15 protein-coding genes are annotated in these 22,345 nt (G+C 73.3%); 12 read left to right on the forward strand and 3 right to left on the reverse strand.

The genetic code is table 11. The annotated features are described in order from the left end of the window. Positions 1-87 precede the first annotated feature (87 nt). From Mam01_RS29655 to Mam01_RS29690, 8 genes are all read left to right on the forward strand, one after another. Complete coding sequence (locus tag Mam01_RS29655) at positions 88-1,089, forward strand: DUF1702 family protein (RefSeq protein ID WP_204288505.1); 1,002 nt, start codon at positions 88-90, stop codon at positions 1,087-1,089. 615 nt (positions 1,090-1,704) lie between these two features. Continuing rightward, on the forward strand, positions 1,705-2,688 hold the full coding sequence (locus tag Mam01_RS29660) for a DUF1702 family protein (RefSeq protein ID WP_275409104.1): 984 nt from the start codon (positions 1,705-1,707) through the stop codon (positions 2,686-2,688). Next, entirely contained in the window at positions 2,685-4,721 is a 2,037-nt protein-coding gene (locus tag Mam01_RS29665; protein WP_204288507.1) for a CRTAC1 family protein, read from the forward strand. The genes Mam01_RS29660 and Mam01_RS29665 overlap by 4 nt, the downstream gene beginning before the upstream one ends. Next, a complete protein-coding gene (locus tag Mam01_RS29670; RefSeq protein ID WP_204288508.1) occupies positions 4,718-5,746 on the forward strand; it encodes an enediyne biosynthesis protein in 1,029 nt (342 codons plus the stop codon). The genes Mam01_RS29665 and Mam01_RS29670 overlap by 4 nt, the downstream gene beginning before the upstream one ends. Beyond that, entirely contained in the window at positions 5,743-11,700 is a 5,958-nt protein-coding gene (locus Mam01_RS29675; protein ID WP_204288509.1) for a type I polyketide synthase, read from the forward strand. The genes Mam01_RS29670 and Mam01_RS29675 overlap by 4 nt, the downstream gene beginning before the upstream one ends. A gap of 3 nt (positions 11,701-11,703) precedes the next feature. Further along, positions 11,704-12,186 carry an acyl-CoA thioesterase gene (locus Mam01_RS29680; RefSeq protein ID WP_239101724.1) on the forward strand — a complete coding sequence of 161 codons (483 nt, stop codon included), beginning with the start codon at positions 11,704-11,706 and terminating at the stop codon, positions 12,184-12,186. Continuing rightward, a complete protein-coding gene (locus tag Mam01_RS29685; RefSeq protein ID WP_239101725.1) occupies positions 12,183-12,743 on the forward strand; it encodes a flavin reductase family protein in 561 nt (186 codons plus the stop codon). Before Mam01_RS29680 ends, Mam01_RS29685 begins: the two co-directional genes overlap by 4 nt. Further along, entirely contained in the window at positions 12,740-14,164 is a 1,425-nt protein-coding gene (locus Mam01_RS29690) for a cytochrome P450 (protein WP_204288510.1), read from the forward strand. The genes Mam01_RS29685 and Mam01_RS29690 overlap by 4 nt, the downstream gene beginning before the upstream one ends. An 85-nt stretch (positions 14,165-14,249) precedes the next feature. On the opposite strand, the gene Mam01_RS29695 is transcribed toward Mam01_RS29690, so the two are convergent. After that, positions 14,250-15,002 (reverse strand): helix-turn-helix domain-containing protein, encoded by a 753-nt coding sequence (locus Mam01_RS29695; RefSeq protein ID WP_204288511.1) that lies wholly within the window; start codon positions 15,000-15,002, stop codon positions 14,250-14,252. Positions 15,003-15,450: 448 nt separating this feature from the next. Further along, on the reverse strand, positions 15,451-16,440 hold the full coding sequence (locus Mam01_RS29700) for a ParB/RepB/Spo0J family partition protein (protein WP_204288512.1): 990 nt from the start codon (positions 16,438-16,440) through the stop codon (positions 15,451-15,453). 537 nt (positions 16,441-16,977) lie between these two features. Between Mam01_RS29700 and Mam01_RS29705 the strand changes: the two genes are divergently transcribed. The 4 genes from Mam01_RS29705 to Mam01_RS29720 all read left to right on the forward strand — a co-directional run bounded on the left by Mam01_RS29705 (position 16,978) and on the right by Mam01_RS29720 (position 21,073). Beyond that, positions 16,978-17,547 (forward strand): DUF5987 family protein, encoded by a 570-nt coding sequence (locus Mam01_RS29705; RefSeq protein ID WP_204288513.1) that lies wholly within the window; start codon positions 16,978-16,980, stop codon positions 17,545-17,547. Continuing rightward, a complete protein-coding gene (locus tag Mam01_RS29710; RefSeq protein WP_204288514.1) occupies positions 17,544-19,235 on the forward strand; it encodes an FAD-dependent oxidoreductase in 1,692 nt (563 codons plus the stop codon). Before Mam01_RS29705 ends, Mam01_RS29710 begins: the two co-directional genes overlap by 4 nt. Positions 19,236-19,312: 77 nt before the next feature. Continuing rightward, entirely contained in the window at positions 19,313-20,122 is an 810-nt protein-coding gene (locus Mam01_RS29715) for a TIGR03084 family metal-binding protein (RefSeq protein WP_204288515.1), read from the forward strand. 156 nt (positions 20,123-20,278) lie between these two features. After that, entirely contained in the window at positions 20,279-21,073 is a 795-nt protein-coding gene (locus tag Mam01_RS29720; protein ID WP_204288516.1) for a DUF899 domain-containing protein, read from the forward strand. A 64-nt stretch (positions 21,074-21,137) separates the two neighbouring features. Here Mam01_RS29720 and Mam01_RS29725 read toward each other — a convergent pair whose 3' ends face one another. Then, complete coding sequence (locus Mam01_RS29725) at positions 21,138-22,316, reverse strand: epoxide hydrolase family protein (RefSeq protein ID WP_204288517.1); 1,179 nt, start codon at positions 22,314-22,316, stop codon at positions 21,138-21,140. Positions 22,317-22,345: the final 29 nt, after the last annotated feature.

Below are 22,345 nucleotides of genomic sequence, written 5' to 3' on the forward strand. Positions count from 1 at the left end.
GGGCAATCCGGGAGATGCGCCCCAAATCAGCACGGACAAGGATGAGAACGTCACTTTCCGTCAAGGACCGAGCATGAGGGAGGACCGATGCCGACCGCCTTCGGCTCGCTGCGCAGGCTTCTGCTGACGCCGTCGCTTCGGGACGTCACCTTCGAACGGCGTGGGTTCCCGGTCACGGCCACGGACGCGACCCGGCGGCTCGAGGCCGTCCCGCAGTCGGTCGTCTGCGGCTTCGAGTGGGGGATCGACGCGCAGGATCAGTGGGAGGTCGAGCGCCGGCTCGACCTGGTGGAGCCGGAGATGCGCGGCTTCGCGTACGAAGGCGCCACGATGGCCTTCACGATCCTCGACGCGATGGGCCCGCGACGCGGCGACCGTACGCGCCGCCTGCTTCTCGGGCCGGGCCGGCCGCACATCTTCCTCGCCTACATCGGCATCGGGTTCGCCATGGCGCGCCTGCCGAGGCAGCTGTGGAAGAAGGTGGTCCCGCACCTGACCGGGTCTCCGTACCACCCCACGATGAGCTGGCTCGCGGTGGACGGTTACGGGTTCGACCGCGCCTACTTCGACACCCGGCGCTGGGTCGACCGCCAGGAGAGACCGGCCCCCTATGCGTGGGAGGGCTCGCCCGGCTACTTCCTGCGGGCGGTGGACCAGGGCATCGGCCGGGCGCTGTGGTTCATCCACGGCGCCGTCGCCACGGAGGTGGCCGCGGCCGTGGGCCGCTTCGCCTCCGGCAGGCGGGCCGATCTGTGGAGCGGAGTCGGGCTCGCCGCGGCGTTCGCCGGCGGATGCGACCCGGCCGGCCTGGCGCAGGTGCGGCGGCTGTCCGGCGAACACCACGCCGACCTGGCCCAGGGAGCGGTCTTCGCCCTCAAGGCCCGCCACTACTCGGGGTGCGTCCCCGCGCACACGGCGGCGGCCGCCGAGGCCTTCGCCGGGCTCTCGGTCGCGGGGGCCGTCGCCCTCGCCGACGACTGCGCCGTCGATCCCGGCACCAGGGGCGAGGTGCCCTCGTACGAGCTGTGGCGGCGCGGGGTGCGCCACCACTTCGCCGCCTCCGCCGGCGTCGCCCGGTCCGCGTCCTGAGGTCTCCCCAGGTCTCGTGGCGTCTCCTGGCGTCTCCTGATGTCCGCTGACGTCTCCTGACGGGAGTCTCCGGACCGGCGCCCGGGCACCGGCTGCGAGATGTCGGCGCCACGCCCAGGTGTGGGCAACGCGGCTCGACGTGACCGGCGTCCCGGGTCCACCCCGGGACGCCGGTCGCATCGCCGGGTCCGCCGGCGGACGAACGACCCCGTCGCGGTCCGCGCGGGTCCTTTCCCGGCGCATCCCTCGGCGAAGGCCCACCGGTGAGTCCCAGGGCGAAACCCACGGCGTGCCCTTCGAACGGCGTACGCCCTGATGGCGCGGGCGGGATCGATGCTTCCCGATCGCCGTCTCCGCATCGCCGTGCCCCCATCGCCGTGCCCGGGTCTCCGGTGCCGCTCTGTCACGCCCGGAAACCGCCCGGAAAAGGGTCATCCGGATTACCGGTCGCGTCTGAATACATTCTTCCGGCGTGCTCGACAGCCATCTCACGTTTATTATGCCGCCCCGGCCCTCCGCACATTCGGAGATGACAGCGGTTCGGCCGCTCTGGTTACGCTGACGTGGATTACGAGAATCTGCACGCCGGAAATCAGAGGATGGCGGGAGGACGAGTTGACCAAGGCAGCACGGGCCCTGAGGCGTCGCATGCTGACGCCGAACGTATCGGCCACAAGACTCGACATACGCGGTTTTCACGAGAAAAACCCAGCCGCCCGCGATCTTCTGGAGACGATCGGCCGGGTGTTTCTCACAGGTTTCGCGGACGCCGCCGAGGCACGTTATCCGGCGGACGCGGAAATTCGACTGGAAGAGATTCCGGACCGGTTCCGGGGATTCGCCTACGAAGGCGCCGCGATGGGGTTCGCCGTCGTCGACGCGCTGTCCCCCCTGGGCGGCCGGCGGATCGCCCGCTTCCTGGAAGGACGGGGGCGCGACCACGACTACATGGTCTACGTCGGCGTCGGATGGGCGATGGCGCGGGTCCCGAGGTTCCGCTGGCCGCGCGCGGAGGAGATGGACCCTCTGCTGAAGTGGCTCGCGCTCGACGGCTACGGCTTCCACCAGGCCTACTTCCACACTCGCAGGTACGTCCACGAGCAGTACCAGGACCCGCGGTTCCCCTGGCCCGGGGGCGACGGGCGGGGGTACGCCCCGCACGCGATCGACCAGGGCATCGGACGGGCGCTGTGGTTCGTCGGCGGCACCGACGTCGACCAGGTCGCCACGCTCATCGAGAGGTTCCCCGAGCACCGGCGGGCCGACCTGTACAGCGGCACCGGGCTCGCGGCCACGTACGCGGGCGGCGCCGACGAGGCGGAACTGCGCTCGCTGGCGTGGCGCGCCGGGGAGTACCGGCCCCAGGTCGCCCAGGGTTCCGCGTTCGCGGCCGAGGCCCGGATCCGCGCCGGTCTGATCGTGCCCCACACGGGCGTCGCCACGGCGGTGTTCTGCGACACGACGCCGGAGGAGGCGGCCCGCGTCTCCCGTGTGGCGCGCCCCGGTGACGACGAGGCCAGGCGGGATCCCGCGGCCTACGAGATGTGGCGCCGGCGGGTCGCGGACAGCTTCGCCGAGTCCGGAAGGGTTTCACGATGACAGGGACACTCAGCCGGCTGCGCGGGCAACTGCCGGGAATCGTCGCGCTGGCCGTCATGGTCGTCGGCTTCCTGGTGGTCCGCCCGCCCGTGCCCTCCGCCGCCGAGACGGCGAGCGTGGCGCAGAGGTACGCCTTCGCGCCGATGTCCATCGGGATGCCGAGCGGATATCCCGAGCAGACGATCCGCAAGGTGAACAAGGACTACGCCGACATCGACGCCTGGATCTCCTCCGTCGGGGCCGGGATAGCGATGAACGACCTCGACGGCGACGGCCTCGCCAACGACCTGTGCGTCACCGACCCGCGCATCGACCAGGTGGTCGTCACCCCCGTGCCGGGAGCGCGCTCCGGCCGGTACGCGCCGTTCGCGCTGGACCCGCGCCCGCTGCCGATGAACCACGCGATGGCCCCGATGGGCTGCGTCCCCGGCGACTTCAACGAGGACGGCAGGATGGACCTGCTCGTCTACATGTGGGGCCGCACCCCGATCGTCTACCTGGCCAAGGCCGGCGCCCAGACCGGCGCCGACGCCAAGAGCGGCGCCGACGCGAAGACCGACGCGGACGCGTTGACCGCCCAGGCGTACGTGCCGGTCGAACTGGTCCCCGGCTCGGGCACGGGCACCTACACGGGACCGCAGTGGAACTCCAACACGGCCGTCGTGGACGACTTCGACGGTGACGGCCACGACGACATCTACATCGGCAACTACTTCCCCGACGGGCCGGTGCTCGACGACACCGTCAGCGGTGGCGTGTCGATGAACCGGTCGCTGTCCAACGCGATGAACGGCGGCGCGGACTTCGTCCTGCGGTGGACCGGAGCCACCGGCGGCTCCCGCCCGTCGGTCTCCTTCCAGTGCGTCGAGAACGTCCTGCCCGAGGACGTCTCCAAGGGCTGGGTGCTCGCCGCCGGAGCCAACGACCTCGACGGCGACATGCGGCCGGAGCTGTACCTCGCCCAGGACCACGGCAGGGACGCCCTGCTCCACAACCAGTCCACCCCGGGGAAGATCCAGTTCACTCCGGTGTCGGGCGTGCGCACGCCGATGACCCCCAAGTCCAAGCGGATCGGCGCCGACTCGTTCAAGGGCATGGGCGTCGACTTCGGCGATCTCAACGGCGACGGCGTCTACGACATGTTCGTCAGCAACATCACCACCTCCTACGGCGTGCAGGAGAGCAACTTCCAGTACATGTCGACCGCCCGTGACACCTCCGCCGTACGGGCGGACCTGGCCGGCGGCACGGCGCCGTGGGAGGACCGCAGCGCCGAGATGGGCACGGCCTGGTCGGGCTGGGGCTGGGACGTCAAGATGGCCGACTTCGACAACAGCGGCAGGCTCGCCATCGTGCAGGCGGACGGGTTCGTCAAGGGCCAGACCGACCGGTGGCCGCAGCTGCAGGAGCTGGCCGCGGCCAACGACCTGGTGGTGGAGCACCCCTGGCTGTGGCCGAACGTCAGGGCGAACGACGACATCGCCGGCCACCAGACGCTGAACTTCTTCGCCAGGCGCGACGACGGCGGCGGGTACGCCAACGTGGCCGGGGATCTCGGCCTGGCCGTGCCGACGCCGACCAGGGGCATCGCCACCGGGGACGCCGACGGCGACGGCCGGCTCGACTTCGCCGTCGCGCGGCAGTGGGGCGAGCCCGTGTTCTACCACAACCAGAGTCCCTCCACCGGCTCGTTCCTCGGGCTGCGGCTGACCCGCGACCCCGCGCCGGGCGCCGCCGGGTATGCGCAGGGGACGCCGGACGGCCCGGGGACGCCGGCGGTCGGGACGCAGGTGACCGTGACCACGCCCGACGGCCGCAGGCTCGTCTCCCGGGTCGACGGCGGCAGCGGGCACTCGGGCAAGCGCAGCAGCGAGGTGCACGTGGGCCTCGGCCAGAACGTCTCGGAGCCCGTGCAGGTGCGGCTGTGCTGGCGCGACGGCACCGGCGAGATACGCGAACAGGAGCTGTGGCTGCGGCCGGGATGGCACTCGCTGCGCCTCGGCACGCAGGCGAAGGAGAGGCAGGCGGCATGACCACCCAGACCAGCACACCACCCCGGCACGATCCGAAGGTCATCACGGCGCTGCGGCGCTTCGCCATCTCGATCTCGGTGTTCAACGCCCTGGGCTACACCGTCCTCGGCTTCGAGCAGCCATGGTTGTGGCCCTTCATCGCCCTCGCCACCGGCTACACGGTCGAGATCACGCTGGAGACGCTCGGCGCCCGGGCCGAGGGGCGCCCGCCCCGCTTCGCCGGGAACGGCGTGCGCGGCCTGGTCGAGTTCCTCTATCCGGCCCACATCACCAGCCTCGCCGTGAACATGCTGATCTACGTCAACGACCAGGTCCAGGTGATGATGTTCGGGGTGGTCGTCGCCGTCGGCGCGAAGTGGGTGCTGCGGGCGCCCGTGCGCGGCAGGCTGCGCCACTTCATGAACCCCTCCAACCTCGGCATCGCGGTCATCCTGCTGCTGTTCCCGTGGGCCAGCATCGCGCCGGGCTACCACTTCACCGAGCGTGTCGGCGCCCCGTTCGACTGGCTGATCCCGGCCATCATCCTGGTCGCGGGCACGATGATCAACGCGAAGCTGACCGGCCGCATGTGGCTGGTCGCCGGTTGGGTGAGCTTCTTCGCCCTGCAGGCGGTCGTCCGCGGTCTCGTCTTCGGCACGGCGATCCCCGGCGCGCTGGCGGTGGTCACCGGCGTCGCGTTCGTCCTCTACACCAACTACATGATCACCGACCCCGGCACCACGCCGTCCCGGCCCGCCGCGCAGTTCGCCTTCGGGGCGGGGGTCGCGACCGTCTACGGGATCCTGACCGCGATCCACATCGCGTACGGCCTGTTCTTCGCCACCGCGGCGGTCTGCCTCGTCCGCGGCACGTACCTGTGGGCGCTGCACGTCTCCGAGCGGGCCAGGCTCCGGCGGGAGGCGCAGGAGCGCGCGGCCGCCGAGCCGGCCGCCCCGAGCGTGACGCCCGGCACCCTGCAGCCCGACGCCAAGCAGCCCGTCGCCAAGCAGCCCGTCGCCAACGGCCGGAAGGCGGTGCCGGCATGACGAGGATCGCGATCGTCGGGATGGCCTGCCGCTATCCCGACGCCACCTCCCCGGACGAGCTGTGGGACAACGCGGTGGCCGGACGTCGCGCCTTCCGCCGCCTGCCCGACGTGCGGATGCGGCTGGAGGACTACTGGGACCCCGACCCCGCGGCCCCGGACCGGTTCTACGCCCGCAACGCCGCGGTCATCGAGGGCTACGCCTTCGACCGGGTGGCTCACAAGATCGCGGGCAGCACGTACCGGTCCACCGACCTGACGCACTGGCTCGCGCTCGACGTGGCCGGCGCGGCGCTCGCCGACGCCGGGTTCCCCGCCGCCGAGGGGCTGGCCCGCGAACGCACCGGGGTGGTGGTGGGCAACACGCTCACCGGCGAGTTCGTCCGCGCCAACCAGATGCGCCTGCGCTGGCCGTACGTGCGCCGTCTGCTCGCCGCGGCGCTGAAGGAGCAGAGCTGGGACGACGACCGGCTCGCGGGGTTCCTCGGCGAGTTCGAGGCGGCGTACAAGAGGCCGTTCCCGCCGGTGGACGAGGACACCCTCGCGGGCGGCCTGTCCAACACGATCGCCGGCCGCGTCTGCAACCACTTCGACCTCAAGGGCGGCGGCTACACCGTCGACGGCGCGTGCTCCTCCTCGCTGCTGTCGGTGGTGACCGCCGCGAGGTCGCTGCTCGAAGACGAGATCGACATCGCAATCGCCGGAGGCGTCGACCTGTCCATCGACCCCTTCGAGATCATCGGGTTCGCCAAGACGGGAGCCCTCGCCCGCGAGGAGATGCGGGTTTACGACCGCCGCTCCAACGGCTTCTGGCCGGGCGAGGGCTGCGGCATGGTCGTGCTGATGCGGGAGCGGGACGCCCTGGAGGCGGGGCACCGCGTCTACGCCACGATCGCGGGCTGGGGCGTGTCGTCCGACGGCCGGGGCGGCATCACCCGCCCGGAGCTCGACGGATACCGGCTGGCGCTGCGCCGCGCCTACGAGCGCGCGGGCTTCGGCGTCGAGACGGCGGCGCTGTTCGAGGGCCACGGCACGGGCACGGCGGTCGGCGACGCGACCGAGCTGAAGGCCCTGTCGACGGCCAGGACGGACGCCGGCCCGGCGGCCCCGCCCGCCGCGATCGGCTCGGTCAAGGGAATGATCGGCCACACCAAGGCGGCGGCCGGGGTGGCGGGCCTCATCAAGGCCGCCATGGCCGTGTACCACCGGGTGCTGCCGCCGGCGGTGGGCTGCATGGAGCCGCACGAACTGCTCACCGAGGAGGGCGCGGCGCTGCGCGCCCTGCGCGCGGCCGAGCCCTGGCCCGAGGACGCGCACCTGCGCGCCGGGGTCACGGCCATGGGCTTCGGCGGCATCAACACCCACCTGGTCCTCGACGGGGACGGCGCTGACGAAGGGAACGGCCCGCGCCGCCGGTCCGGCTTCGACTCCCGCACCCGGGCCGTGGCGGCCTCGATCCAGGACGCGGAACTGCTGCTCGTGGACGGCTCCTCGGCGGAGGAACTGGGCGACCGGCTGACCCGGCTGATCGACTTCGTGCCGGGGCTGGCCTACGCCCAGCTCGCCGACCTCGCCGCCGCGCTCCAGGGCGAGCTGCGCGACCTGCCGTACCGCGCGGCGGTCGTCGTCTCCTCGCCGGAGGACGCAGAGCGCCGGCTGCGGCGGGTGCGCGAGGCCCTCGACGCGGGTCAGACGTCCCTGTACGCCTCGGACGGCCGCACCTTCCTCGGCCGGGCAGACGGCCCCGCGCGGGTCGGCTACCTGTTCCCCGGGCAGGGCTCGGGCACCGGAACCGGCGGCGGCGCGCTGCGGCGGCGGTTCGCCGAGGTGGACGAGCTGTACGGCAGGGCGGCGCTGCCCGCGACCGGCGACACGGTGGCGACGGCGGTGGCCCAGCCCCGGATCGTGACCGGGTCCGCCGCGGGCCTGCGGGCGCTGTCGGTCCTCGGCGTGGACGCGGTCGCCGCGGTCGGCCACAGCCTCGGGGAGATCACGGCGCTGCACTGGGCCGGCGCCATGGACGAGGAGACCCTGCTGAGGGTGGCCCGCGCCCGTGGCGGGGCAATGGCCGAGCACAGCGCCGAGGGCACCATGGCGGGCGTGGCCGCTCTCGGCGACGTGGTCGAGGGCCTGGCGGGCGACATCCCCGTGGTGATCGCCGGATACAACGGGCCGGGCCAGACCGTGGTCGCGGGCTCCGTCGAGGCCGTCGAGGCGTTCGGGCGGGCCGCCGAGCGCGCCGGGGTGACCTGCACCCGCCTGCCCGTCTCGCACGCGTTCCACTCCCCGCTGGTGGCGCCGGCGGCCGACGCGTTCGCCGAGTGGCTCGCCGGAGCGGAGTTCGGGCCGGTCACGCGTACGGTCGTCTCGACCGTCACCGGCGAGGCGCTGCCGCGCGACACCGAGGTCGCGCCGCTGCTGCGCCGCCAGATCACCAGCCCCGTGCGGTTCGCGCAGGCGCTCGCGTCGGTGCGGGACGTCGACCTGCTCGTCGAGGTCGGTCCCGGCCGGGTGCTCAGCGGGCTGGCCTCGGCGATCACGGACGTCCCGGCGGTCGCGCTGGACACCGACGACGAGTCGCTCGGCGCGCTGCTCGGGGTGGCGGGCGCCGCCTACGTGACCGGTGCCCCCGTCGCCCACGGAGCGCTGTTCGAGGGCCGCCTGGTCCGCCCGCTGGAGATCGGCGCGGAGTTCACGTTCTTCGCCAGCCCGTGCGAGCAGGCCCCCACGGTCGGCGTCTCGGAAACCTCCCGGCCGTCCTCCACCGACGCGACCGGCGAGGACGCGACCGGCGGGGATGGCGACGGCGAACCCGCGGACCCCTCGGAGTCGAGCGCCGGCCTGCTGCGCTCCCTCGCGGCCGAGCGCGCCGAACTGCCGCCGGACGCCGTGGCAGACGACAGCCGCCTGCTCGACGACCTGCACCTGAGCTCGATCACCGTGGGCCAGATCGTCAACCAGGCCGCCAAACGACTGGGCATGCCCCCGGTCGCGATGCCGACCAACTTCGCCACCGCGACCGTCAGGGAGCTCGCCGAGGCCCTCGACGAACTCGCCGGGACGGGCCAGGAGAGCGACGCGCGGCAGGCGCCGATCGTGGCGGGGGCCGCGCCCTGGATCCGGCCCTTCGCCGTCGATCTCGACCCGGCGGAGCCGCCGGCCCGCCCGGCCCGCGAGGCGGACGGCCCGTGGACGGTCCACGCGCCGGAGGGGCACCCCTTCGCCGCCTCCCTCGGCCGCGCTCTGGAAGGTGCGGGAGTCGGCGCCGGCGCCCTGGTGTGCCTGCCGCCGGACTGCGCGGAGGAGCACCTCGAAGCGGCGCTGGAGGGCGCGCGGGCGGCCCTGGCCGGCCCGTCCGGCGGCCGGTTCGTGCTGGTCCAGCAGGGCCGCCGCGGCGCGACCGGGCTGGCGAAGACGCTCCGGCTGGAGGCGCCCCACCTGCGCGTCACCGTCGTGCGCCTCCCGGACGACCGCGAGCAGGGCCACCACTCGGCGGACGGCGTTCCGGTGGACGACACGCTGACGGATCGGATCGTGACCGAGGTGGCGGCGACGACGCACTTCGCGGAGGTCTGCTACGACGCGGGCGGAACCCGGCGGGTGCCCACGCTGCGGGCCATGCCGGTGCGGTCCGAGGCCGTACGGCACCCGATCGGCGACGGCGACGTGCTGCTCGTGACCGGCGGCGGCAAGGGCATCACCGCGGAGTGCGCCCTGGCCCTGGCCACCGGCAGCGGCGCCCGCCTGGCGCTGATCGGCCGCTCCGACCCCGAGCAGGACCATGAGCTGGCCGCCAACCTGAGCCGCATGACCGACGCCGGCGTCACCGTCTGGTACGGCCGGGCCGACGTCACCGACCCCGGCGGGGTGCGGGCGGCGGTCGCGGAGGCCGAGCGGGCGCTCGGCCCGGTGACCGCGGTGCTGCACGGCGCCGGACGCAACGAGCCCGCCGCGCTCACCGGCCTGGACATGACCGCCTTCCGCGACGCCCTGGCCCCCAAGGTGGACGGCCTGAAGACGGTGCTGGACGCGGTGGACGCCGGGCGGCTGCGGCTGCTGGTGACCTTCGGCAGCATCGTCGGCCGGGCCGGGCTGCGCGGCGAGGCGCACTACTCCACGGCCAACGAGTGGCTGGCCGCCCTCACCGAGGACCTGGCCGAGCGGCACCCCGGCTGCCGGGCCCTCTGCCTGGAATGGTCGGTCTGGTCCGGTGTGGGCATGGGGGAGAGACTGTCGGTCGTCGAGTCGCTGTCGCGCGACGGCATCACCCCGATCCCGCCGACGCAGGGCGTCGAGATCCTGCGCAGGCTCGTGGCCGACCCCGCCGCGCCGCCGGTGGTGGTGATCAGCGGCCGCACCGAGGGCATCCGCACCGTGCGGTACGACCTGCCGCCGCTGCCCCTGCTGCGCTTCGTGGACCGGCCGCTCGTCCGCTACCACGGCGTCGAGCTGGTCACCGAGACGGAGCTGAGCTCCGGCACCGATCCCTACCTCGACGACCACCTGCTCGACGGCAACATGCTGTTCCCGGCGGTCTTCGGCATGGAGGCGATGGCCCAGAACGCCGCCGCCGCGACCGGCCGGACCACCACGCCGGTGATCGAGGACGCGGAGTTCCTCCGGCCCGTCGTGGTGCCGCCCGGCGGCTCGACGAAGATCCACATCGCCGTCGCGGCCACCGGTGACGACGTCGTCGAGGCGGTGATCCGCAGCGAGGAGACCGGCTTCGCCGCCGACCACTTCCGCGCCCGGCTGCTGTTCACCGGGGAGCCGGTCCCGGACGGCCCGCCGTACCCGGTCGGGGACGACGTGCCCGAGGTGCGGCTGGACCCGGCGGGCGACCTGTACGGCGGCCTGCTGTTCCAGGGCCGCAGGTTCCAGCGGCTGCTCGGCTACCACCGGGCTGCGGCCCACGACGTCGACGCCGACGTGGCGGCCGTGGCGGCGCAGGACTGGTTCGCCGGGTTCCTCTCCGGCGACCTGCTGCTCGGCGACCCCGGCCTGCGCGACGCGCTGATGCACGGCCTGCAGGTGTGCGTCCCGCACGCCACGCTGCTGCCCGCCGGGGTGGACCGCATCCATCCGCTTGGCGAGGTGCCCTCCGGCGGCAGGCTGCGGCTGCGCGCCGCCGAGCGCTACCGGGACGGCGACCTGTACGTCTACGACGTCGCGGTCCGCACGGACACCGGCGAGGTCGTCGAGCGCTGGGAGGGGCTGCGCCTGCGGGCGGTGCGCAAGGGAGACGGGCGCGGCCCGTGGCCGGCGCCGCTGCTCGGCCCCTACCTGGAGCGCACCGCCGAAGAGCTGCTCGGCGTCGCGGCGGCGGTGGCCGTCGAGCCGGACCCGCCGCGCGAGCACGCCAACGCCAACGGCAACGGGACCTTGAACGGCAACGGAAACGGCAGCGCCAACGGAAGCGGCAGCGCCAACGGCACCGGCAGCGCCAACGGCACCGGCCGTGGGGCCTTCACCGAGCTGGCGGCGGGCCGGGTCCTCGGCCGCCGGGCGGAGGTGCGCCACCGCCCGGACGGCCGGCCGGAGCTCGGCGGCGAGACCGGCGGCCCGGCGATCTCGGCCTCCCACGGGGCCGACGTCACCCTCTGCGTCGCCGGGGACGGCCCGGCGGCCACCGTGGCCTGCGACGTCGAACCGGTGGCGGAGCGGCCCGCCGAGGAGTGGCAGGCCCTGCTCGGCCCGTACGGACGCCTGGCGGGCCTGGTCGCCGACGAGACGGGGGAGGGGCGCGACGCCGCCGCCACCCGCGTGTGGGCCGCCGCGGAGTGCCTGCGCAAGGCGGGCCTGCCCGCGGACGCGCCGCTCACCCTGGCGCCGCCGGAGGCGCCGGACTGGACGGTCCTCGTCTCCGGGGGCCTGCGGATCGGGACGCTCGTCACCACCCTGCGCGGCGAGCCCGGCCCGGTCGTGTTCGCGGTGCTCGCCGAAGGGCGGAGATAGGCGATGAACGACGACAAGGGGAACGGGATGGAGACCTACTTCGAGTACCGGCACACGGTCGGCTTCGAGGAGACCAACCTCGTCGGGAACGTGTACTACGTCAACTATCTGCGCTGGCAGGGACGCTGCCGGGAGATGTTCCTGAAGGAACGCGCCCCGGCGGTCCTGGAGGAGCTGCGCGACGACCTCAAGCTGTTCACGCTCAGGGTCGACTGCGAGTTCTTCGCCGAGATCACGGCCTTCGACGAACTGTCCATCAGGATGCGCCTGGTCGACCTGGCGCAGACCCAGCTCGAGTTCGCCTTCGACTACGTACGGCAGGATCCGGGCGGCGGGGAGACGCTGGTCGCCCGGGGCCGGCAGCGGGTGGCCTGCATGCGCGGGCCCAACAGCCGCACCGTGCCCTCCCGGGTGCCCGAGTCGCTCACCCGGGCGCTCGACCCGTACGCGCACCCGGCGCCGGCGCCGGCGGGGAGGGCCTCATGAACCGCGAGACCATGCCGTCCCCGCGCCGCGAGACCACGCCGTCCCCGCGCGGGGCGGACGGCCGGGGGCTGCGTGAGGCCCTCGGCGCCTTCGCCACCGGCGTCACCGTCGTGACGGTCGGCGGCCCGCACCCGCACGGCATGACGGCGAACTCCTTCACCTCGGTGTCGCTCGACCCGCCGCTGGTGCTGGTCTGCGTCCGCCGCGACGCCGTCATGCACGAGCGCCTCGCCGGAGCGCGCTTCTTCGGCGTGTCGGTGCTGGCCGCGCACCAGGAGGACCTGGCGCGGCACTTCGCCAACCACTGGCGTTCGCTGGGCGGCGCCCCGTTCGACGCCGCGGAGTGTCTGCCGGGCCCGCGCACGCAGGTGCCGCTGATCTCCGGCGCGCTCGCCCGGTTCGAGTGCGCGCTGTGGCGCAGCTACGACGGCGGCGACCACACGATCTTCCTGGGAAACGTGCTGTCCCTCGACGGAACCGGCGACCGTGACGCGTTGCTGTTCCTGGGAGGCCGTTTCCGCCGGCTGATGCCCGAGCACAGCGAGGTGACCGCATGACCGCCACGACCCGCCTCCAGCACGGTCACCGGCAGGGCGCGCCCGCGGGCGCCCCTCCGGGCCGTACGCCGCCGGGGCCGTCCCTGTGGGCGACGCCCGGCCTGCTGCGGAAACTGGCCGTTGACCGGCTCGCGCTGATGACCACGGCGGCCCGCTACGGCGACGCGGTCCGGTTGCGCATCGGGCCGCGCTCGCTCTACTTCTTCAACCATCCCGACCACGCCAAGCACGTGCTCGCCGACAACAGCGCCAACTACCACAAGGGCATCGGCCTGATGCAGGCCAAGCGAGCGCTCGGCGACGGGCTGCTGACGAGCGAGGGCGAGCTGTGGCGCGAGCAGCGCAGGACGGTCCAGCCCGCGTTCCAGAACCGGCGGATCGCCCTGCAGGCCGGGGCCGTCGCGGCGGAGGCCGCGGCCCTGGTGGGCCGGCTGCGCGCCCGCGAGGGCCGCGGGCCGGTGGACGTGCTGCGGGAGATGACCGGCCTCACCCTCGGCGTCCTGGGACGCACGCTGCTCGACGCCGACCTCGGCCCGTTCCGCTCCCTCGGGCACGCGTTCGAGACGGTGCAGGACCAGGCGATGTTCGAGATGGTGTCGCAGGGCATGGTGCCGACGTGGGTGCCGCTGCCCAAGCAGTTGCGGTTCCGCCGGGCCCGCGCCGAGTTGCAGCGGGTCGTCGACCGGCTGGTCGCCGACCGCTCGACCTGCCCGGCCGGCGGTGACGACGCCCTGTCCCGCCTGATCGTCTCCGCCCGGGAGGAGGCCGATCCCCGGGTCGGCCGCAAGCGGCTGCGGGACGAACTGGTCACGTTGCTGCTCGCCGGGCACGAGACGACGGCGAGCACGCTCGGCTGGACCTTCCACCTGCTGGACCGGCATCCCGAGGTCAGGGACCGGGTGCGCGCCGAGGCGCGGGACGTCCTCGGCGACCGGCTGCCGGAGTACGAGGACCTGCACCTGCTGCGGTACACCGCCATGGTCGTGGAGGAGGCCATCCGGCTCTACCCGCCGGTGTGGATCCTCACCCGGCAGGCGCTCCAGGACGACGAGATCGGCGGCTACCACGTGCCGGCCGGCTCCGACGTGCTGGTCTGCCCGTACACGCTGCACCGGCATCCGGCGTTCTGGGACGCGCCGGAGCGGTTCGATCCCGGCCGCTTCGACCCCGAACGCCGCGACGACCGGCCGCGCTACGCCTACATCCCCTTCGGCGCGGGCCCCCGGTTCTGCGTGGGCAACCACCTCGGCATGATGGAGGCCGTCTTCGTGGTCGCCATGGTGGCCCGGGACCTCCGGCTGACCGGGCTGCCGGGCCACGCGGTGGTGCCCGAGCCGATGCTCTCCCTGCGCGTACGCGGCGGCCTGCCGATGACGGTGCACCCGGCCTCCCGGGACTGGCGGGCGGAGAGCCGGGGCTGACGGGAGACCGGCCTCTTCACACACATGACGACGACCCCCGGCCGGGGGTCGTCGTCACGTGTTCTCGGCGGGGAGTCACACGGGCTCAGCCGGCGGTGGCCTGGAGCGCCGTCCGGCGGGCGTCGAGAAGGGCCAGCAGCACGGGAGGATCGAGGTCGCGCATGGGGCGCAGTCTCAGGCGCACCGGCGCCATGCTCACGCCCGGCCGCACGGTGATCGGCCCGTAGGCGGCGACGAAGGGCGGCAGGTCGTCGATGTACTCCTCGCGCCCGCCGGTGACGGACTGGGCCAGCAGGTGCCACGAGCCCTGCGGGACGTCCTCCAGCACGAACGGCTGCGGGTGGTGCAGGACGCGGCACCGGACCGGCCGCCCCTGCGGGATGGCGTCGGGGAACAGGCCGACGAAGATCGTGCGTTGCCCGGGGACCTGCGGCGAGGAGATCTCCCCGCGGAGGGTCACCTGGTGGAAGCCGGGGCGGCGCTCCTCCGTCGGGATGCGGGAGGCGACCCCGCCGACCTGACGGTAGGTGCTGGGGCAGAGGCCCACGCTGCTCTTGAACCGCGTGCTGAAGGTGCCGACGCTGGTGTAGCCGACCCGGTTGCTGATCTCCGTGACGCTCAGCGTGGTCGAGAGCAGGAGCCGCTTCGCCTCCTGCAACCGGATGGCGGACAGGAACCGCCCCGGGGACACGCCCGTCACCTGCTGGAAAACGCGGGTGAAGTGAAACTTGCTGAACATCGCCGCGCGGGCAAGGTCGTCGATGGTGAGTGGTTCGCCGAAATTCTCCCTGATGGATCTGACCGCGCGCCGCACGGCCTGTTCTCTGCCGTCGTTCATCGAATTCCTTCCCGGAGTCGCGGGGTGCCGCCGTCCGGGCCGCGAGAGACACGACGGCAGGACGGCGTGATTCCTGTAGCAGTCGGGATCAGCAGATCCGAAATGAAGGGAGGAGCGCGAGCCCCGGCACGGCGCCTGTCAGCGCCCAGGCCAGGTCGTTCTCCGACCTGCGGGCCGGCCGGTCGCACTCCGATATGCGCCGCAGCCCCGAGCAGGTGTTGTCAAGCTTGTCAAGCGCATGAATCAAGGCTAGCAGTTGCGTATTCTCAGTCAATCGGCCGCGTTTGAACGCGACCTGCCCGTGAAGCGCGGCAGGCGGTCGCGCGATCGGCACACCGCGATAAACGGCAGGCGAAAAGACGGACCGGTCCGGAAAACGGGCAGCCGTGATCGGCACACGATGTGGCGGGCGAATTCCGCCCTGAATTCGGCGCGCGATCCCGGGCGGCTATTCGGCCGCCGGGTCCCGCTCCGCGATGTGGCGGCGCTCCAGCTCGCGGGCGAACTCGGCCCAGCTGGCGGCGCACCGCCGGGCGACCTCCGCGACGGCCTCCGCGCAGTGCGCGGGGACGGCGTCGACCAGCCGGGCCCAGTCCTCGACGGCGATGGACCGGCCCTGCAGAAGCCGGAGCAGTTGCCGGCCCGGGTCGGTGTGCCGCAGCGCCGGGTCCCGCATCAGCCTCCGCAGCAGAGCCGAGTTGTCCCGGGCGGTGGCCGCGCGTACGGCGCGCCCGCCCGCACCCGCGGTGAGGCGGGACGGCTCCTGCCCGCGCCGCCCGCCGCCCCGGCGGCCGGCCGGAACGGGGGCGTCGCCGCGCCGCAGCCGGGCCCTGACGTCGTGGGCCGTGCCGAGGGAGACTCCGGCGATCTTCGCGATCTCCCGCAGCGACGTCTCCGGCAGCTCGCTGATCGCCTCGGCCGCCCGCTTCCTGCCCTCCGTCGCGCTCAGCGGGCGCACCCGCCCGTCGGAGCCGAGCCGGGTGTTCGACTGGGGCGTTTCGCCGGACGAACAGTCGCGCAGCGCGCCCACGGTCTTGGCGGCCAGGCCGGTACGCGTGGCGATCGCCCGGTCCGACCACTGCGGATACGCGGCGAGGATCCGCAGCGCGGCGTCCTTGCGGTCGGCCAGTGAGAGCGGCAGGCCGTGCGCGACGTTCTCCTCGACGGCACGGACGAAGGCCTCCTCCTCGCTCCCGTCGAAGAAGGTCACCTCGATGTGCCGGCGGCCGTTCAACCGCGCGGCCCTGAGCCGGTGCATTCCGTCGATCACCCGCATCGTGTCCCGGTGCACCAGGATCGGGGGAAGCGGCGTCTCCGTCTGCGCCAGCCGCTGCGCGTGGGCCCGGTCCTCGACGTGCCGCGGTGAGAACCCCGGCATCAGCGCGTCGACCGCGACGACGTGGGTCTCCGGCCCTCCGGGGCGCGCTCGCGATCCCATCGTCCAGCACTCCTCCCTTCCGCGCACGAGCCGGACTTCAGAGAGGACCTGGTGGGCGAGCCGCCGGGCAGGCGACGGGCCAGGCCGTTCTGTCAAACATTCACGCGCGCACGCGAGCGCGGAGCGGGGACCTGCGGCGGTCGTCCGCTCTTTCTCACCTGGTCGCGCCGATCCTCTCCGCTCCTCGCGAAACGTCGAGGCGATGTCCTGGCTACCCCGCACAAAGGAGGGCAAACGCGTCGAGTTCGGTCCCGCGGCGCGGCATCCCCGGCCCGTGCGATCGCAGGCGCACCCGCCCTCGCCGTACGGGCGGGCATATCGGTGGCCGCCGCCGCGGGGTGACATCGGGATGACATTTTGAAAGATGCGCGGCGCCCGGCCGGGCTCGGACGATGGATTGGCGGATGTCCGGCCGGTATATCCGAGAGCGCCTCGAGAAGGATGCGCCGAAAGGGATGCGCGGAAAAGAACGTGCCGAAAGGACGCGGTCGAAATCCGCGAGAAATCGAACGGACGCGGCAACAGGAGGTGAATATCGTGCGGCCGGAGGAAAACGACGATGTGAAGGTCAGAGTGCTGACGCTCGAAGCGTTCGCGGACACGATCGTCCCGGGCGAGAAGCGGTTCCCCGGCGACCGGGCGGTCGCGGGCGCCGCGTCCGGCCCCGGAGCCGTGGCGGCGGGGGCCGTCGAACTGATCGAGACGCCGGCGGCCGGGCTGTCGCAGGGGCTGGACTGGTACGTCACGACCCTGAACGAGCGGGCGCGGGAGCACGCGGCCCGCGAGGGGCTCTCCCTCGATCCCGCGCTGCCCGGGTTCGTCGCCCTGCCGTTCGACGACCGGGTCGCCCTGGTCCAGACGCTCACCGCCCCCGGCCATCCGGAGAAGGAGCTGTGGATCAGCCTGGCGCTGTTCAGCAACATGGCGTTCGACACCGCGGCGCACATGCACACCCTCGACGCCATCGCGGAGGGACATCCGGGGCTGGCCGCCATGAACCTCGCCGCGCCGGACTCCGACGGGCTGTGGCGCTTCCCCGAGTACTCGTACGGCCGGCCGCTGGCGCGGCGCCATCCCGGCACCACGGCATCGGGGAGCCCGGCATGAGCGGCACCGGAGGCGGCGCCGGGAGCGGCACCGGAAGTGCCACGGAGCGCACCGACGTCCTCGTCATCGGCAGCGGCTTCGGCGGGGCGATCGCCGCCTACCATCTCGCCGCGGGCGGCGCCAAGGTCGTGCTGCTCGAACGCGGCCCCTGGCTCAAGGGCGAGGACTTCGACCACGACTTCAAGCTCGGCTCCTCCTATACAAGGATCTTCGACTTCGTCGTCGGCGACGGGATGAGCGTGCTCGGCGGCAACTGCGTGGGCGGCGGCAGCGTCGTCTACTTCGCGGCGATGCCCCGCGCGCCGGGGTTCGTCTTCGAGCGCAGGGGCAGCATCGGCAGGCGGATGTGGCCCGCGGCCCTGACCCGGGACACCCTGGACCCCTGGTACGACCGCGTCGCCGAGGCGCTGCCCGTCAGCCAGCAGGACTGGCCGGACGTCACGTACGCGGGCGGCCTGTGGGCGGCGGCGTGCGCGCACGCGGGCGGCACGGCCAACCCGGTGCCCGTCGCGGTGGACAACGACAGGTGCACCAACTGCAACTGGATGATGGCCGGCTGCAGGTTCGACGCCAAGCGGTCCCTGCTGCTGAACTACCTGCCCGCCGCGATCGCGCACGGCACCGAGATCCGGCCGCTGCACGAGGTGCAGCACCTGTCGCGCACCGACGACGGCGGCTACCGGGTCCACTACGACGTCGTCGACGGCGAGGACTACCGGGTGCACGACTCCAGCGGCGTCATCGACGCCAAGCTGGTGGTGCTGGCGGCCGGAGCCGGCGCGACGCCGGTGATCCTGCAACGCTCGGAGCCCGCCCTGGGCCCGATGCCGTACGCGGTGGGCCGCTACTTCTCCGGCAACGGCGAACGGCTCAACACCGCGATCGTCGACGAGGACCGGGTGCGGGAGGTCCTCGGCCTGGAGCGCGGCGACGGCCTGGCGTACGCCGCCAACCAGATCGGCCGCGGCCCGGTCGTGGCGAACTGGGACCGGCTCGACCCGTCGCTGCCCGAGCACTCCCGGTTCTCCCTGGAGCAGCTGTACTTCCCGCCGGGGCTGGGCACGATCCTCGCCCAGGCACCCGGCGCGACCGGGCCCACGTGGTTCGGCGTGGAGAAGAAGGAGATCCTGCGGCGCTGGCAGTCGTGGCTGACCGTCTTCATCATGGTCGAGGACGACAACGAAGGCGTCTTCGGGCCGCCTCCGGCCACCGGGAACGCGATGCGCCTCTCCCAGCAGATGCTGGGCCGCGGCAACCTGAGCTACCACCCCACCGCCAACACGTTGCGCGGCTGGAGCGAGGCGGACGCCGCGGTGCGCGACATCCTGGAGCGCGACGGGCTGGCCGAGGTCATGCCGTGGACCAACGACGTGGTCGGCGCCTACACCGTGCACCCGCTGGCGTCCTGCCGCATCGGCGACGACCCCGCGAGCTCCGCGCTGGACGACCGCCACGAACTGCGCGGACATCCCGGCATCTTCGTCACCGACGGCTCGGCCGTGCCCGGGGCGCTGACGGTCAACCCCGCGATGACCATCGCCGCGCTCGCCGAGCGGGCCATGCCCGCCATCGTCGAGGCGGCGCGGGAGCGGGGCGTGCCGGTCAGGTACGGCGCGCCCGCGCCCGACGGCTCCACCAGCGGGCGGCGCGGAGCGGCCTCCCTGGTCGGCGGCCTGACCAGGCGGTGACGCCGCGACCGCGGAGCCCGCGAACCTGCTCGACCACCGGAATCAACCCGAGAATCCACCGCCGAAAGGACGGACACATGACGGACTCGCCGGACGTCTTCCGCGATCTGGCCGCGGAGAGCGACGAACTCGACAAGCTGGTCGCCGACCTGGAACCCGCGCAGTGGGCGCTGCCCACTCCCGCGCCCGGGTGGACGGTCGCGCACCAGATCGCGCACCTCGCCTTCATCTTCAACCTCGCCGGTACGGCCGCCTCGGACGCCGAGGCGTTCACCACGATGACCAGCGCCGCCTCACGCGACTTCAACGGCGCGGTGAACGCCGCCGTCGAGCGGTACCTGGCCGAGCCGCCGGAGCTGCTCGCCCGCTGGCGGGCCGAGCGCACCTCCGCGATCGGCGCGCTGGCCGCGGTCCCGCCGGACCGGACGGTGCCCTGGCTGGTGCGGCCGCTGCCGCCGTCCGTGCTCGCCTGCGCCGGGCTCATGGAGGTCGTCGCGCATGGCCAGGACGTCTACGACGCCCTCGGCGTACGGCGCGAGTGGACCGACCGGATCAGGCACCTGGTCGGGTTCGCGGTCATGGTGTGGGACTTCGGCTACCAGTCGCGTGGCCTGACCCCGCCGGATGTGCTGTTCCGTTACGAGCTGACCGCGCCGTCGGGCGAGGTGTGGGCCTTCGGCCCGCCGGACGCCGAGCAGCGGATCACCGGCCCGGCCGCCGACTTCTGCCTGCTGGTGACCCGGCGGCGGCACCCTGACGACCTCGCGCTCGCCGCCGTCGGCGCCGACGCCGAACGGTGGCTCGGCATCGCCCAGGCCTACCGGGGGCCGGCCGGTGAGGGCCGTACGCCGGGCCAGTTCGCGGCCCTCGACGCGGCGAACGGGTAGGAGGCCGCGCCCGGGCGAAGAGCGGTCCGAGCGAAGAGTGGCAGGGGGTGTGCGGTACGTAACCGGATCGGCTATCCTCTCCCGCGCCCCGGTGCCCTGCGGCACCGGGGCCGTCGCACGACCGGAAGAAGCCTGAGACGAACCCGGAGGAACCGCATGGAACCGGGCACGACAGAACCGGACAGGAACGTGAACCTGCCCCGCGTGGTGTCGCGGGACGAGTGGCTGGCCGCCCGCGTCGAACTGCTGGCCGAGGAGAAGGCGCTCACCCGCGCCCGCGACGCCGTCAACACGCGGCGCCGGTCGCTGCCGATGGTCAGGATCGACAAGGAGTATCTCTTCACGGGGCCGTACGGGGAGGCGAGGCTGCCCGACCTGTTCGAGGGCCGCCGCCAGCTGATCGTCTACCACTTCATGTTCGACCCGGGCTGGGACGCCGGCTGCCGGAGCTGTTCGCTGACGGTCGACGGCGTCGGTCACCTGGCCCATCTGCACGCCCGCGACACCACGCTGGCCCTGGTGTCCCGCGCCCCCTTCGGCGCGATCGAGGCGTACCGGGCCAGGATGGGCTGGCAGATCCCCTGGTACTCGTCCTACGGCGGCGACTTCAACCACGACTTCCACGTCACCCTGGACGAGTCGGTCGCCCCGATCTTCTACAACTACCGGACCAGGGCGGAGCACGAGCGGGCCGGCGCGCCCTGGTACACCGGCGCGGAGCTACGGGAGATCCACGGCGTCAGCGTGTTCCTCCGCGACCGGTGGGACGGCGAGGTCTTCCACACCTACTCGACGTACGCGCGCGGCACCGACCTGCTCACCGCGACCTACAACTGGCTGGACCTCACCGCGCTCGGGCGGCAGGAGGACTGGGAGTCGCCCCCGGGCCGCGGCGACGGCCCCTTCATGTCCTGGGTCCGCCGCCACGACGAGTACGGCCCGGACGCGTGACAGCCGGCCGGTCGCGACACCGGCCGGCTGTGCCGCTCGTCGGGCCGCTCACCGGGCGGCGTCGTCACCTGCCCGGATCGCGGAGCGGGCGGGCGAACTCGCGGATGTCGGACACCAGGAGCGCGGGCTGCTCCATCGCCGCGAAGTGGCCACCCCGGTCGAACTCGGTCCACCGCGCCAGCGACGGCAGCGCCCGCTCGGCGAAGGATCGGACCGGCCGCACCGCGTCGGCCGGGAAGCACGCGACGCCGACCGGCGCGCGGAGCGGCCACGGCCCGCCCCAGGTCCGTACGAAGTCGGCGTCGCGGTGGCTGGACTCGTAGTAGAGCTGGGCGCTGGAGCCGGCCGACCGCGTGAACCAGTAGAGGGCGGCGATGGTCAGCATCTGGTCGCGGTCGACCGCGTCCTCCGGCGCCTTCGCGGAGTCCGTCCACTCGAAGAACTTCTCCACGATCCAGGCGAGCTGACCGGCGGGCGAGTCGGTCAGCGCGTACGCGAGGGTCTGCGGGCGGGTCGACTGGATCTTGCGCCAGCCCGACCCGTCCTCCTCGAAGCGGCGGGCGAAGTCCAGCCGCTCCAGGTCGGACGGGCTCAGCTCACCCCAGGTGGCCGGGTCCTCGGGCGGGAACGCGGCGAACATGTTGAGGTGCACGCCCGCGACTCCGGCGGGGTCGGCCAGGCCGAGCCGGAGGGAGACCGGCATGCCCCAGTCGCCGCCCTGGGCGACGTACCGGTCGTAGCCGAGCCGCCGCATCAGCTCCGCCCAGGCCCGCGCCACCCGGTCGGTGGACCACCCCTCCTCCCGGGGATGGCCGGAGAAGCCGTAGCCGGGCATGGAGGGAATCACCAGGTGGAAGGCGTCGGCGGGGTCTCCGCCGTGCGCGGCCGGGTCGGTCAGCGGCCCGGCGATCCCGGCGAACTCGGCGAAGGAGCCCGGCCAGCCGTGCGTGACGATCAGCGGCAGGGCGTCCGGCTCGGCGGACCTCACGTGCGCGAAGTGCACGTCGACCCCGTCGATCTCGGTGACGAACTGGGGCAGGAGGTTGAGCCGCGCCTCCGCGGCCCGCCAGTCGAAGCCCGTCCGCCAGTAGCCGGTGAGGCTCTTCAGGTAGTCGAGGGGGACCCCGCGGTCCCAGCCGCCGTACCCGCCGCCCGGCGCCTCCCCGGGCCACCGGGTGGCGGCCAGCCGCCGATGGAGGTCGTCGAGGTCGGCTTCCGGGATGTCGATGTGGAACTGGCGCATGGACACCACCTCGTGGGTTCGTCGTCTGC

Source organism: Microbispora amethystogenes (genome assembly GCF_016863015.1).
Classification (GTDB): Bacteria; Actinomycetota; Actinomycetes; order Streptosporangiales; family Streptosporangiaceae; genus Microbispora; species Microbispora amethystogenes.